The sequence below is a fragment of the Arthrobacter sp. NQ7 genome, assembly GCF_029581595.2.
Lineage (GTDB): Bacteria > Actinomycetota > Actinomycetes > Actinomycetales > Micrococcaceae > Arthrobacter > Arthrobacter phenanthrenivorans_B.
This window is the reverse complement of record NZ_JARFXU020000017.1, coordinates 45,683-58,734: the sequence shown is the minus strand read 5'-3', so window position 1 is coordinate 58,734 and position 13,052 is coordinate 45,683. Positions and strand designations below refer to the sequence as shown.

11 protein-coding genes and 1 tRNA gene are annotated in these 13,052 nt (G+C 66.4%); 4 read left to right on the top strand and 8 right to left on the bottom strand.

Annotated features, from left to right (window positions below):
• Positions 1-168: 168 nt before the first annotated feature.
• Positions 169-3,675 carry a bifunctional proline dehydrogenase/L-glutamate gamma-semialdehyde dehydrogenase gene (locus PUN71_RS16535; protein ID WP_277799297.1) on the top strand — a complete coding sequence of 1,169 codons (3,507 nt, stop codon included), beginning with the start codon at positions 169-171 and terminating at the stop codon, positions 3,673-3,675.
• A 90-nt stretch (positions 3,676-3,765) separates the two neighbouring features.
• Here the strand turns inward: PUN71_RS16535 and PUN71_RS16530 are convergent, their stop codons facing one another.
• Together PUN71_RS16530 and PUN71_RS16525 are read right to left on the bottom strand one after the other, a co-directional pair.
• The gene (locus PUN71_RS16530) at positions 3,766-4,080 is read right to left on the bottom strand and encodes a hypothetical protein (RefSeq protein WP_043453738.1); all 315 of its coding nucleotides are present in this window, start codon (positions 4,078-4,080) and stop codon (positions 3,766-3,768) included.
• Positions 4,081-4,246: 166 nt separating this feature from the next.
• Positions 4,247-5,101, bottom strand: coding sequence for a LysR substrate-binding domain-containing protein (locus PUN71_RS16525; RefSeq protein ID WP_110545360.1), 855 nt, complete (start codon positions 5,099-5,101; stop codon positions 4,247-4,249).
• A 155-nt stretch (positions 5,102-5,256) separates the two neighbouring features.
• Between PUN71_RS16525 and PUN71_RS16520 the strand changes: the two genes are divergently transcribed.
• The gene (locus PUN71_RS16520) at positions 5,257-6,636 is read left to right on the top strand and encodes an MFS transporter (RefSeq protein WP_277799296.1); all 1,380 of its coding nucleotides are present in this window, start codon (positions 5,257-5,259) and stop codon (positions 6,634-6,636) included.
• A gap of 12 nt (positions 6,637-6,648) precedes the next feature.
• Here PUN71_RS16520 and PUN71_RS16515 read toward each other — a convergent pair whose 3' ends face one another.
• The 3 genes from PUN71_RS16515 to PUN71_RS16505 all read right to left on the bottom strand — a co-directional run bounded on the left by PUN71_RS16515 (position 6,649) and on the right by PUN71_RS16505 (position 8,132).
• Entirely contained in the window at positions 6,649-7,818 is a 1,170-nt protein-coding gene (locus PUN71_RS16515) for a N(5)-(carboxyethyl)ornithine synthase (RefSeq protein ID WP_277799295.1), read from the bottom strand.
• A complete protein-coding gene (locus PUN71_RS16510) occupies positions 7,815-7,955 on the bottom strand; it encodes a hypothetical protein (protein ID WP_167562169.1) in 141 nt (46 codons plus the stop codon). Before PUN71_RS16510 ends, PUN71_RS16515 begins: the two co-directional genes overlap by 4 nt.
• A 103-nt stretch (positions 7,956-8,058) precedes the next feature.
• Positions 8,059-8,132, bottom strand: a tRNA-Gly gene (locus PUN71_RS16505).
• 237 nt (positions 8,133-8,369) lie between these two features.
• Here PUN71_RS16505 and PUN71_RS16500 point away from each other — a divergent pair.
• Positions 8,370-8,831, top strand: a complete 462-nt coding sequence (locus tag PUN71_RS16500) for an SRPBCC family protein (protein WP_277799294.1) — start codon at positions 8,370-8,372, stop codon at positions 8,829-8,831.
• Here PUN71_RS16500 and PUN71_RS16495 read toward each other — a convergent pair whose 3' ends face one another.
• Positions 8,832-10,640: a CAP domain-containing protein gene (locus tag PUN71_RS16495; protein ID WP_277799329.1), complete on the bottom strand. Its 1,809-nt coding sequence runs from the start codon at positions 10,638-10,640 to the stop codon at positions 8,832-8,834.
• A gap of 78 nt (positions 10,641-10,718) precedes the next feature.
• Between PUN71_RS16495 and dcd the strand changes: the two genes are divergently transcribed.
• Positions 10,719-11,294: a dCTP deaminase gene (gene dcd / locus PUN71_RS16490; protein ID WP_043453726.1), complete on the top strand. Its 576-nt coding sequence runs from the start codon at positions 10,719-10,721 to the stop codon at positions 11,292-11,294.
• A gap of 79 nt (positions 11,295-11,373) precedes the next feature.
• On the opposite strand, the gene PUN71_RS16485 is transcribed toward dcd, so the two are convergent.
• The gene (locus PUN71_RS16485) at positions 11,374-12,555 is read right to left on the bottom strand and encodes a cation:proton antiporter (protein WP_043453724.1); all 1,182 of its coding nucleotides are present in this window, start codon (positions 12,553-12,555) and stop codon (positions 11,374-11,376) included.
• A gap of 5 nt (positions 12,556-12,560) precedes the next feature.
• A complete protein-coding gene (locus tag PUN71_RS16480; protein ID WP_277799293.1) occupies positions 12,561-13,043 on the bottom strand; it encodes a cation:proton antiporter regulatory subunit in 483 nt (160 codons plus the stop codon).
• Positions 13,044-13,052: the final 9 nt, after the last annotated feature.

Below are 13,052 nucleotides of genomic sequence, written 5' to 3'. Positions count from 1 at the left end.
TGGGGCGTTGGCGGTTTGGGGGCGGGAGGTGATGGGGCGTTGAGAGGTGCGCAAAACATTGGTTTTCCTAACCTGTATTGGTTGGAAAAGATCGCTTTATCTTATGTGAGCGGAAGCTCATACTGGTGGAAAGACCTCCTCCCAACCCAGAGAAAGTACGGGAAAACAATGACCCACGTTGCAACGGAACCGGTACTGAACGCCGGCGCGGCACCGCAGAAAGTCGACGTCGACGTCCCCCAGGCCAAGGCCCTGGCCGATGAGGCGATCGCCCTGGTCCGCCGCTGGCTGACCGAGGCATCCAAGGTTCCCGTGGACGCATCCGCCCAGCAGCTTGCCGGCGTCCTGAAGGACCCCAACGGCCTTGAGTTCACCGTCGGCTTCGTGGACGGCGTGGTCCGCCCCGAAGACCGGAACGTCGCCGCCCGCAACCTGGCCAAGCTGGCCCCCAAGGTTCCGGCCTTCCTGCCCTGGTACATGCGCAGCGCCGTGGCGCTTGGCGGCACCATGGCCCCGGTCCTGCCCCAGGTGGTCATCCCCATCGCCCGCAAGGTGCTCCGCGAAATGGTGGGCCACCTGATCGTTGACGCCACGGACGCCAAGCTGGGTCCTGCCATCGCCAAGATCAAAAAGGACGGCATCAAGCTCAACGTCAACCTCCTCGGCGAGGCCGTCCTCGGCGAGCACGAGGCCTCCCGCCGGCTCGAAGGCACGCACGCGCTGCTGGCCCGTCCCGACGTCGACTACGTCTCCATCAAGGTCTCCTCCACGGTGGCCCCACACTCCGCCTGGGCGTTCGACGAAGCCGTGGAACACGTCGTCGAAAAGCTCACGCCGCTGTTCCAGCGTGCAGCTTCCTTCGCCGGCCCCGGTAAGAAAGCCAAGTTCATCAACCTGGACATGGAGGAGTACAAGGACCTGGACATGACCATCGCGGTCTTCACCCGGATCCTGGACAAGCCCGAATTCAAGAACCTCGAGGCCGGCATCGTGCTCCAGGCCTACCTCCCGGACGCGCTGTCCGCGATGATGCGCCTGCAGGACTGGGCGGCCGGACGACGCGCCAACGGCGGTGCCGGTATTAAGGTCCGCGTGGTCAAGGGCGCCAACCTGCCCATGGAACAGGTGGAAGCCTCCCTCCACGACTGGCCGCTGGCCACCTGGGGCTCCAAGCAGGATTCCGATACCAGCTACAAGAGCGTCATTAACTACTCACTGCACCCCGAACGCATCAGGAACATCAGGATCGGCGTCGCCGGCCACAACCTCTTTGACATCGCTTTCGCCTGGCTGCTGGCCAAGCAGCGCGGCGTGGAGTCCGGCGTCGAATTCGAGATGCTGCTCGGCATGGCGCAGGGCCAGGCCGAAGCCGTCAAGAAGGACGTCGGGTCCCTGCTGCTGTACACCCCCGTGGTGCACCCGTCCGAGTTCGATGTCGCCATCGCCTACCTGATCCGCCGCCTGGAAGAGGGCGCCAGCCAGGAAAACTTCATGTCCGCCGTCTTCGAACTGAGCGAAAACGAAGGACTCTTCGAGCGCGAAAAGCAGCGCTTCCTCGCCTCCCTGGAAGCCCTGGACAACAGCGTGCCGCTGCCCAACCGCCGCCAGGACCGGAACCTGCCCCCTGAGCCCATGCCGCACACCGGCTTCCGGAACACCCCGGACACCGACCCCGCCCTGCCCGCCAACCGTACGTGGGGCCGTGCCATTCTGGAGCGCGTCCCGTCCTCCACCCTGGGGGATGCAGCCGTGAAGGCCGCCTTCATCAACGACGAGGAAAAGCTCAACAGCGCCATCGCCAACGCCGTGGACAAGGGCAAGGCCTGGGGCGAACTCTCCGGCGACGAACGTGCAGAAATCCTGCACCGCGCCGGCGAAATCCTCGAGGCCCGCCGCGCCGACCTCCTGGAGGTCATGGCCAGTGAAACCGGCAAGACCATCGACCAGGGCGACCCCGAAGTGAGCGAAGCAGTGGACTTCGCGCACTACTACGCCGAGTCCGCGCGCAAGCTGGACACGGTCGACGGCGCCACCTTCGTCCCTGCCAAGCTCACCGTCGTCACTCCGCCGTGGAATTTCCCGGTCGCCATCCCCGCCGGGTCCACCCTCGCGGCACTCGCCGCCGGCTCCGCCGTCGTCATCAAGCCCGCCAAGCAGGCCGCCCGCAGCGGCGCCGTCATGGTGGAGGCCCTCTGGGAAGCCGGCGTGCCCAAGGGCGTGCTCACCATGGTGCAGCTGGGCGAACGCGAGCTGGGCCAGCAGCTGATCTCCCACCCTGCCGTTGACCGCGTGATCCTCACCGGCGGCTACGAAACCGCAGAGCTGTTCCGGTCCTTCCGCAAGGACCTGCCGCTGCTGGCCGAGACCAGCGGCAAGAACGCCATCATCGTCACCCCCAGCGCCGACCTCGACCTTGCGGCCAAGGACGTGGCCTATTCCGCGTTCGGACACGCCGGCCAGAAGTGCTCCGCTGCCTCGCTGGTAATCCTGGTGGGCTCGGTGGCCAAGTCCAAGCGGTTCCACAACCAGCTGATCGACGCCGTCACTTCGCTCAAGGTGGGCTACCCGCAGGACCCGACCAGCCAGATGGGCCCGATCATCGAACCCGCCCACGGCAAGCTCCTGAACGCGCTTACCACGCTGGGCGACGGCGAGAGCTGGGCGGTTGAACCGAAGAAGCTGGATGACACCGGCCGGCTGTGGAGCCCGGGCGTGCGCTACGGCGTCAGGCGCGGCTCCTACTTCCACCTGACCGAGTTCTTCGGCCCCGTCCTGGGCGTCATGACCGCGGAAACCCTGGAAGAGGCCATCGCCATCCAGAACCAGATCGAGTACGGCCTCACCGCCGGACTGCACTCGCTCAACTCCGAGGAGCTCGGCATCTGGCTGGAGGGCATCCAGGCCGGAAACCTGTACGTGAACCGCGGCATCACCGGGGCCATCGTGCAGCGCCAGCCGTTCGGCGGCTGGAAGAAGTCCGCTGTTGGTGCCGGCACCAAGGCCGGCGGACCCAACTACCTCGCCGGCCTGGGGGACTGGACCCCTGCCCGCAGCACCGCCACCGCCGCCGTCAGCCACCCGGCTGTCCGGCGCATCCTCAACGCGGCCGGCTCCGCACTGCAGCCCGTCGAACTCGAGTCCGTCCAGCGGGCCCTGGCATCCGACGCCGAGGCATGGGCTGAGGAGTTCGGCACCGCCAAGGACGTCTCCGGGCTGAGCGCCGAGCGCAACATCTTCCGCTACCGCAATCTGCCCGTCACCATCCGCCTCTCCGAAGGGGCGCCGCTGGCGGACCTGATCCGGACCGTGGCGGCAGGCGTGCTGGCGGGTTCGGCACTCACCGTGTCCACCGCCGTCGAACTCCCCGCCCAGCTGCGCTCCGTGCTCACCGCGCAGGACATCGACGTGACGGTGGAGTCCGACGCCGGCTGGCTGGCTGCCGCGGGACGCCTCGCCGACGCAGGCAAGCTGTCGGGAGGCAGGATCCGGCTCATCGGCGGTGACGCTGCCGCCCTTGCCGATGCCACAGGAGGCCGGCCCGACCTGGCCATCTACGCCCACCCGGTCACCGAGGCCGGGCGCGTGGAACTGCTGCCGTTCCTGCACGAGCAGGCCGTCAGTATCACCGCGCACCGGTTCGGCACCCCGAACCACCTGTCCGATGCGCTGATCTGATCCAACGGCACGGCATAAAAGAGACCGGTGGCTGGGCTTGCAGCAAGCCCAGCCACCGGTCTCTTTGTCGTTCTTTGGACAGCCCGGCTGCTAGCCCAGGTACCAACCCGGCGGCGTCCAGGTGACCGGGACGCTGTGGGCCGAGAAATCTTCGCAGCGGGTGCAGGTGTAGGCCACTTCGCCCAGTGTGGCCACCGTTCCGTCACGCCGGTAGGTGGGCGGAATGTACGACTCGAGGTAGACGAACTCGTCCGTACGGCACTTGTCGCAGGTGGGTTTCCCCACGTAGCCGGAGTCTACTGAGGCGTGTCCGGTTCCGAGGGTGTTCTGACGGGTGGACGGCCGTGCTGTGGAGTACGGGCGTGCGTGCGCAGAACCGGGGTGGATGTTCCTGGCTGTCGTCATTGGCTGCCTGTCCCAAGCGGTTTTCCGGCAGGCGGATATGCGCTTGTTTGGGTGAACTGGCCTGCTGCTTGACCTTGGAAACCCAGCATAGGGGATGCCGATTCCCCTATCAATGGACACGGGTCCCCTAACTTACCTAAATGCTGGAAATTGCCTGCTTGGAGAGTTAAGTTTGGCGGTTAATGGTCCGGCCCACGATGGATTGGGTGAGGGCGTCGATGACCTCGGCGTTGGCCAGCGGGTTGCGGATCAGGGTGAAGTCCACGTCCCCGACGGGCGGAAGATCGAACCGGCGCGTGATGATCTTGAGGTCTTCGGGAACCAGCGACGTCGGCATGACCGCCACCCCGATGCCTGCCCGGACCGCAGCCAGGACACCGCTGATCTGCCGCGTGGTGCAGGTGATACGCCAGGTCCTGCCGTGGGCCTCCAGCGCATCGATGGCCAGTTTCCGGCTGAGGCTGGGTGCCGGGTAGGCGATCAGCGGAACAGGCATCCCCTGCTCCAGCACGGTCTGTTCCAGGCCCACCCAGGAGAACGAATCGTGCTGGACCACCGTGCCGTCCTTCGCGCCGGCCACCCATTTCACGAAGACAAGGTCCAGTTGGCCGGCGTTGAGCTTGCGGTACAGCTGGTCGCTTTGCCCCACGGTCAGTTCCAGGTTGATCTGGGGGTAGATCTGCCGGAACTCCCGGAGGATCCTGGGCAGCCCGGTGATGGCGAGGTCGTCCGCGGTGCCGAACCTGAGGCGCCCGCGCATCGCCGAACCGGAGAAGTAACGGGCCGCGGCGTCATGTGCTGACAGGATGGTCCGGGCGAACCCTGCCATGGCATCACCGTTGTCGGTGAGCCGGACGTCGCGGGTGTCACGGGTAATGAGGCTGCGCTTTGCGGCCGCTTCGAGCTTGCGGATGTGCTGGCTGATGGTGGGCTGGGCCAAGCCCAGGCGTTCAGCGGCTTTGGTGAAGCTGAGCGTATCCGCCACCGCAAGGAAGGAGCGCAACTGCGCTGGTTCGAACATCAGGGACTCCACTGTCTTTTCGGCCCGGCCCCTTTACGCGGCCGCCCTATTGCGTTTTGCAATACGAGTTATAGGGACCATACAGCTCCATAATCGGCTCCGCCAGCCTACCGTTAAGGACATCCCAGCCCGCACGCAATTTTGAGGACACTCCTGTGGCACCCCCACCGCCTTCGTCGGCTTCCGTCTCCCAACCAGTCATCGACGCGGCGGGATCACCGCCGCCCGGCAACCAGACCCAGCCCCTTCCCGTCGTCGCCGAACGGCTCCCCTGGAAGCACACTTTCATCTCACTCAGAGTGCCCAACTTCCGGATCTTTGCCGCGGGCCACTTCATCGCCGTCATCGCCATCTGGATGCAGCGGATTGCCCAGGACTGGCTGGTGCTGCAGCTCTCGGGCTCCGTGACGGCCGTGGGGATTACCGTGGCGCTGCAGTTCCTGCCGTCCCTGCTGCTCGGCCCCTGGGGCGGCATGATCGCCGACCGGTTCGCCAAGCGGAAGGTCCTCATCCTCTGCCAGAGCATTGCCGCAATCCTGGCCGCCACCCTCGCTGTCCTGGCCCTGACCGGCGTCATCATGGTGTGGCATGTCTACGCCATTGCCCTGGTCCTGGGCCTGGTGACCGTGCTTGACCAGCCTGCGCGCCAGGTGTTCGTCAACGAGCTGGTCGGCCCGACGTATCTGCGGAATGCCATCAGCGTCAACTCCACCACCTTCCAGCTCGGCGGCCTGATCGGCCCCGCCCTCGCCGGCCTGCTCCTGACGGCGGTGGGGGCCGGCTGGGCTTTCGCAGCCAACGCGGTGGCCTGCTGTTCCACGGTGGCGATGCTCCTGGTGCTGCGCAAGGACCAGCTGTTCGTCAGCGCCCCCACGCCCAAGAGCAAGGGCATGCTCCGGGAGGGGCTGCGTTACGCCTTAAGCAAGCCCACCATTTATTGGCCGTGGCTGATGGCCGGCTTCATCTCCGTCTTCGCCATGAGCCTGCCGGTGCTGCTGGCCGCCTTCGCGGACCACGTCTTCAAGGTCGGCGCCGGCGGGTACGGGCTCCTCAATGCCCTGGTGGCACTGGGCGCGCTGTCCGGAGCCGTGGCGTCGACCCGCCGTCGGCAGCTGCGCCTAAGGTCCGTGGTGTTCTGCGCCGGGATGTACGGCCTGATGCTGTGCCTTGCGGTCCTGGCCCCGTCCCTGGTGTGGTTTGGGGCCGTGATGGTGCTGTCCGGCTTCTGGTGCCTCATGTTCCTGACCGGCTCCAACCAGCTGGTGCAGGTCAGCTCCAACATGGGAATCCGGGGCCGGGTGATGAGCCTGTACATCATGGTGCTGATCGGCGGCCAGGCGCTGGGCGGACCCATGCTGGGCTGGATCGCGGAGCACGCTGATCCGCATGCCGCCCTGCTGGTGTCCGGCGGCGTCCCCGCCCTGGCGGCCCTCACGGTCGCTGCCATCCTGGCCCGCAAGGGCGGGTTGCAGCTTCGGATGGACCTCAAGGGCCGCCGCCCGCTGAGGATCGTCAGCCGGCACGCGGGGGCCTGAGGGTCCGCCGCTTTAAACGGTTGCCGGGTGCAGGGCCGGGTGCGGATACTCCCGGCCCCGCTCCTGGAACCGCAGCACCGCCTCGTTGCGGACCACTCCGTCGCGTATTTCGATGGCACGCGCAATCGTGTCGTTGCCTTCCCACGCGGCCGGTCCGCCCATCACGATTTCAAGGAACGGCTGCAGGGCCTGGCTGATTTCCCAGCTGGAGGAATTCCAGAGGTACGACGGGCTGTGGTCCACCGCGTAGTAGTTGATGTGGTCACCCACGGTGAACATCGGTTCGGCAAACGTGGTGGACCGCGCCCAGCTGAAGCCCATGCCGTCATCGCAGGAGACATCAACAATGAGGCTGCCGGGGCTGAAGGCCGCGAGGTCCCCGCTCCGCAGGTAGGTCAGCGGATTGTTAGGGTCCTGCAGGGTGCAGTTGACCACGATGTCGCTTTCGGCGAGGAACGGCGCCAGCGGAACCCGGCCCCGTTCGGTGATGACCTGGCTCAGGAAGGGGGCTTCGGCGTCGTGGTCAAACTGCACGATGTTCACCGAATGGATGGGTGCCCCCACCGCGGCGACGCCCCGGTTGGTAAGCACCTGGACGTCGTGGATGCCGTGCGCGTTCAGTGCAGTGACGGCCCCGCGGGCGGTGGCTCCGAAACCGATCACGACGGCGCTCAGGCGCCGCCCGTAGTCCCCCGTGGAACCGGTCAGTGCAAGGGCATGCAGGACCGAGCAGTAGCCGGCAAGCTCGTTGTTCTTGTGGAACACGTGAAGCCCGAAGCCGCCGTCGCTTGCCCAGTGGTTCATGGCCTCGAAGGCGATAAGGGTCAGTTTCTTGTCAATGGCCAGCTGGGTAATGGCGCGGTCCTGGACACAGTGCGGCCAGCCCCAGAGGATCTGGCCGTCACGCATGTCGGCGAGGTCCTCCGGCTGCGGTTTGGGCAGGAGGACGACGTCGGCCGCCGCCAGCAGCTCGTCCCTGCCCGCCATGCGTCCCACCAGCGTGGAGAGGTGGCTGTCCGCGACACCGAAACGTTCGCCGTAGCCCCGCTCCAGGATGATGCGTTCCCGGAGCGCGGGGGCGATCCGTTCGAAGTGCAGGGGATGGATCGGTACGCGGCGCTCGTCCGGTTTGCGCGTGGAGGCCAGGACGCCCAGGCTCAGCCGGGTCTGTTGGCCACTCACTTCTTCTTGGCGGCCTTGGTTGACGTGATGTCCAGGGAGCTGGCCGGCGCCGCGGCGGCCTTCTTCTCAGCGCGCTTTTCCTTGATGGACTTGCCGGACTTTTTTGATGCCGTTTGACGCGGGGACTTGTCAGCCATGGTTGCTCCTGTAGCGGAACCGAAGAGGTTCCTGACTACTGACAGTACACCCGTGCACCTAATCATCGCCGGGGTGGTGGGCCGCCTGGGCCGGGGGAGAACGTGGAGCGGCTGACGGGAATCGAACCCGCGTATCAAGCTTGGGAAGCTAGCGCTCTACCATTGAGCTACAGCCGCAGCGCCGCCGCTCGCGCGGGGCAGAACTTAGCTTAGCGCAGATCCGTGCGCTCCCCGCCAACCTGGCAGGCGGAGGCTGCGTGTCCTGCCAGGGGGACGTCATCCAGTAACTCTTCAATAACGTCGGCGCTGCCGGCTAGGTCCCCGTGTTGGGCGCTGGCTAACCTAATCCGGGTAGCGGCCGCGTTGGGGGAGGCAGCTATTGCGGCAGCCCACGTCAACCACAGGAACTACTTCATGGCAATCGCAGAGCACGAGGTCCTCATAGAGCGGGACGCCATGGCCGTGTACCAGTACCTCCTTGACCCCACCAATCTTCCGGCCTGGCGCAACGATGTCCGGAGCGTGAATCTTGTACGGGGTCCTGCCGGGTCCAAGGGCGCGGTCTACCGGAAAATGGTGGCCGGCCGCTCAGGGCTGAGCATCCCGGCGGAGCTGGAGATCACCAACGTACGGCCCGGCGCCGAGATCGAATTCCACATCGTTTCCGGGCCGGCCACCCGCTGGGGCGGTTACTACCTCAGCAGCGAAGAAACCGGCACCAGGGTCCGTTTCGCCATGGAAGCGGAACGCCAGGGACGCTTCAGCTTCCTCAGCCGGCTCGGTTTGCTGGACGGAATGCTGCAGCGCCGGGTCAGCTCCGACGTTGCCCAGCTGGAGCGGCTCAAGGACGTGCTGGAACTCCAGCCCGCGGTGTGATCACTGGGCCAGCCGCTGCCCCGTCCAAGGCCCGGCAAGGTTCGACGGCGATGCGAGGCTTCCTGCGCTCAGGTCCCAGTACTGCACCACGTCGTTGGCCCGGCGGAGTGCCACCCCGGTGGAGTTGAGGGCGGTGGCGTTGCGCAGGGCCCGGATTCCCGTTACGTCTGTCCATCCGGTGGCGACGGTGGGGCGGGCCTCAGCGCGGAGCGCGGTGGTGCCCCATCCGCGGTACAGCTGGACGCTGCCGTCGGACTTGAGGGCCAGGACGTCCTGGAAGCCATCGGCGTCGTAGTCCACCATGGCGAGCCGGGTGGCGTAGACCCCCGTGGCGACGGTGACGCGCTCTGCGATGTCGCCGGTGCCCTTATTGCCGTAGAGGTAGAGGTTCCCTGCTGTGTCCAGGGCCAGGATCTGGGGCATCCGGTTGTTGGCGCACCAGCCGCCAACCGCCAGGGTCAGGGTGTTCCATCCGCCGGTTCCGAGGGTGATGGGGGCCTGGAATCCTCCGCCGGCGATGCCGCGGTGCAGGGTCAGGTTGCCGCCGGTCCACTGGGTGAGGAGGTCGTACGTGCCGTCGCGGTCCCAGTCGGTGACGAAGATTTCCTTGGCGCCACTGAATCCCGAACTGATGATTTTGGCAGGGGCGTAGGTACGGGGACCTGTGGACGCCCTGTCCAGCAGCTGGCCGGCAGAGTCGACGGACACGAGGTCGGCGGGGCCCGTGATTGCGGCGGCTGCAAGGTTCAGGGTGGGCGGCATGTGCTTGACGGGTGCATCACAAATGCTAGGCGCCGGTGCGGGGAAGGCACCGCCGCCCGAGCTGGCGCCGCCCGGGGACTCGACAGTACCTGCCGGCAGCGTGGTGTAACCGAAGAAGTCCACCACTCCCCAGATCTGGTACGTGGAGTTGGTGTAGGAGATGCCGATGCCCATCACGTTGAACCGTGGATCGAGGAGCATGGCATTGTGCCCGGGCGAGCCCTTCCACCACTCCACGAGCTGCGCGGCGTCGCGGTCGGTCCGGATGGCGATGACCTCACCGGCGCCGTTGTTGGGGCTCAGGGCGCGGGGGTCGGTCCAGAAACTTGCCCGGTGCTCGATCACCTCGCGGGTGGCGATGTTGTCGGACCAGTCCTGGGCCAATCCGGCAACCGTGGGGTGGTACTTCACCTTGTTCAGGCCGTTGGCCACCCGATACTCGTTGATCTTGGTGAAGACGGTGAGGATGGCGGCAGCGTTGCTGTCCGGGATCAGGGCCTCGGTGGCAGGAAGTGTTGCGGCCGGTTCGGAAGCGGCAGGCTGGCTGGCTGAAGGGGATGCGAGTTCCTGGTCCGGTGCCCACAGGGGCGGAATGGACGCAGTCTGCGGCACCGGCCCGGTGATGGCAGTGGTGGGCGTCGTCAGCGTTTCGGCGGAATAAGCGGCGTCGCCGGTGGAAGCCGTGGCCGGAGCAGAGGCGGTTGCGGTCGGCGTGGGCGCGGCGGCCGTGGCGGGGGATGGGGCCGCCGTTGCAGTGGGCCCGGACAGGGGTGACGCCACGCGGATGTCCGGATCGATGGCGGGAGTGAGGCTCCCGGGGATACCGTCTCCCGCGTAATGTGCGGCGCCGCCGCGGACGATGGGGGCCTCCAGCGTGATGCCGGCTGCCGCCGCATGGCGGGACTGCAGCGGCGCGGGAGGTGCGGCGGCGTTCGACGAGACCAGCGCCAACGCACACAGCACGCCAATAAAAGACGGTGCCACCAATTTATTCACAACATCCCCAGCTCTGTTACGCCATCCGGGAGACCATTCCGGCGGCTTCATTCGCAACATTAGCCCCACCAGGCCACAGCAACAACGGGAAAATGCAGCTGTGGATAACCGATACGGTAATTTGGGACGGTGCTGATCTCTGACCGCGACATTCGTGCCGAAATTGATTCCGAGCGGATCGTGCTGCAACCGTACGATCCGGCGATGGTCCAGCCATCGTCCGTGGATGTCCGGATCGACAAATTCTTCCGGTTGTTCGACAACCACAAGTACGCGCACATTGATCCGGCACAGGAGCAGCCCGAGCTGACCCGCCTGGTGGAAGTGGAGCAGGACGAAGCCTTCATCCTGCACCCCGGGGAGTTCGTCCTGGGCTCCACCTACGAAACGGTGACGTTGCCTGACGATATTGCAGCCCGCCTGGAAGGCAAGTCCTCGTTGGGCCGGCTGGGCCTGCTGACGCACTCCACGGCAGGCTTCATCGACCCCGGGTTTTCCGGCCACGTCACCCTTGAGCTCTCCAACATGGCCACCCTGCCCATCAAGCTCTGGCCCGGCATGAAGATCGGACAGCTCTGCTTCTTCCGCCTCAGTTCAGCGGCGGAATTCCCGTACGGCCAAGGCGACTATGGCAACCGCTACCAGGGCCAGCGCGGTCCCACGGCCAGCCGCAGCCACCTGAATTTCCACCGCACCAGCATCTAGCGCCACCCCACGGCCCTCCCGGTGCAGCCGCGGCCTCCGGCTGCAGCCGCGCTCCCGGCAGGAGCAGATCCAGGAAGGCCTAGAGCTGCGGGGCCGGGGCCGGCCTCCGGATGAACGGCGCGGCCAACGGTTCCACGTATCGCGCGGCCAGCGGGCCCATCACCGCCATGAGCAGCACATACGCCGTGGCAAGGGCGGCAAGCTCACGGGGAACGACGCCCGAGGCAACGGCCAGCCCTGCAATGACGATGGAGAATTCGCCCCGGGCAACCAGTGCGGCGCCGGCGCGGAACCGGCCGGGCCGGGCAATTCCCGCCCGTTTCGCAGCCCAGATCCCGGTGAGCATTTTGGTTGCTGCCGTGGCCACGGCAAGGACCAGCGCCCAGCCCAGGACCGGCGGAATGGATGACGGGTCCGTGTTGAGCCCGAACGCCACGAAAAAGATGGCGGCAAACAGGTCGCGCAGCGGTTCAAGGATCCGGGTGGCGTTGTGCGCCGTGGAGCCTGAGATCGCGATGCCAAGCATGAAAGCGCCCACTGCCGCCGAGACCTGCATGGCAGATGCGGCTCCGGCCACCAGCAGGGCGGCCCCGAGGACGTTCAGCAGGAACACCTCGGAGTTTTCGCTGTGCACGGCCTTGGAAACGTGGTGGCCATGCCGCAGCGCCACCATGAGGACCATCGTGACCACCGCCAGCGCGATGCCCACCGCGGTGAGTCCGCCCAGGAAACTCACCCCCGCCAAGGTGGCAGTGAGGATGGGCAGGTAGACGGCCATGGCCAGGTCCTCGAACACCAGGATCGAGAGCACCACCGGCGTTTCGCGGTTTCCAAGCCGGCCCAAGTCAGTGATGACCTTCGCGGCAATGCCGGACGAGGAGATGTAGGTGACCCCGCCCATGACCATGGCGCCCACGCCGCCCCAGCCCAAAAGCAGGGCCAGCCCGGCGCCGGGCAGGAAGTTCAGGACGAGGTCCAGGACGCCGGCCTGCCACGAGCGGCGCAGGCCGGTGAAGAGCTCTGCCGCCGTATATTCCAAACCGAGCATCAGAAGGAGCAGGATGACGCCGATCTCGCCGGAAAGGTGCGCGAACTCGTGCATGCCCTCGAGTTTGATGATGCCGCCTGCCCCGAATGCCAGCCCGCCCAGGAGGTAGAGCGGGATGGGTGACATTCCGATCCGTCCGGCCAGCCTGGCCAACAGGCCGAGGCAGAACACAACGGCCCCCAGTTCAATGAGGGTCAGGGCCAGCGGGTCCATGGGGGTTACCCGTGGCGCAGGATCTCGGCCGCTGAGTCGAGGCCTTCCTGGGTGCCAACTGCCACCAGCAGGTCGCCGGCATGGAGGACAGCGTCGGGTCCCGGCGACGGCAGCACTTCGCCCTCGCGCATGATGGCCACGATCGATACCCCGCACCGGGTGCGGATGCACGCCTTGCCCATGGGCTGGTTCTGGAACGGGGAGTCGGCCGCGATGGAGAACTGCCGGGTGACGATGCCCGGAACATCCTTGTGCTCTTCCGCGAGCTTCATGGCCAGGTGCGTGCCGCCCAGGAGGTTGCCCAGCGTGGCGGCTTCGTCGCTGGTCAGCGGAATCGAGGCCTCGCAGGTATCGGGATCATCCCAGGTGGAAACGATGAGTTCCGTCTGGCCCTCCCGCCGCTCCACTACGCCGATGCGGCGTCCGGAAGCGGTCATGAAATCCTTCCGGCGGCCCAGGCCGGGAAGGTTCGTTTCGTCAACGTTCATGGGTCCAGC

Coding starts and splice junctions, on each gene's coding strand:
- PUN71_RS16480 (WP_277799293.1), bottom strand. CDS start 13,043: ATGAACGTTGACGAAACGAACCTTCCCGGCCTGGGCCGCCGGAAGGAT.
- PUN71_RS16525 (WP_110545360.1), bottom strand. CDS start 5,101: ATGTTCGAACCAGCGCAGTTGCGCTCCTTCCTTGCGGTGGCGGATACG.
- PUN71_RS16510 (WP_167562169.1), bottom strand. CDS start 7,955: ATGGCTGACAAGTCCCCGCGTCAAACGGCATCAAAAAAGTCCGGCAAG.
- PUN71_RS16535 (WP_277799297.1), top strand. CDS start 169: ATGACCCACGTTGCAACGGAACCGGTACTGAACGCCGGCGCGGCACCG.
- PUN71_RS16485 (WP_043453724.1), bottom strand. CDS start 12,555: ATGGACCCGCTGGCCCTGACCCTCATTGAACTGGGGGCCGTTGTGTTC.
- PUN71_RS16500 (WP_277799294.1), top strand. CDS start 8,370: ATGGCAATCGCAGAGCACGAGGTCCTCATAGAGCGGGACGCCATGGCC.
- PUN71_RS16495 (WP_277799329.1), bottom strand. CDS start 10,640: ATGAAGCCGCCGGAATGGTCTCCCGGATGGCGTAACAGAGCTGGGGAT.
- PUN71_RS16530 (WP_043453738.1), bottom strand. CDS start 4,080: ATGACGACAGCCAGGAACATCCACCCCGGTTCTGCGCACGCACGCCCG.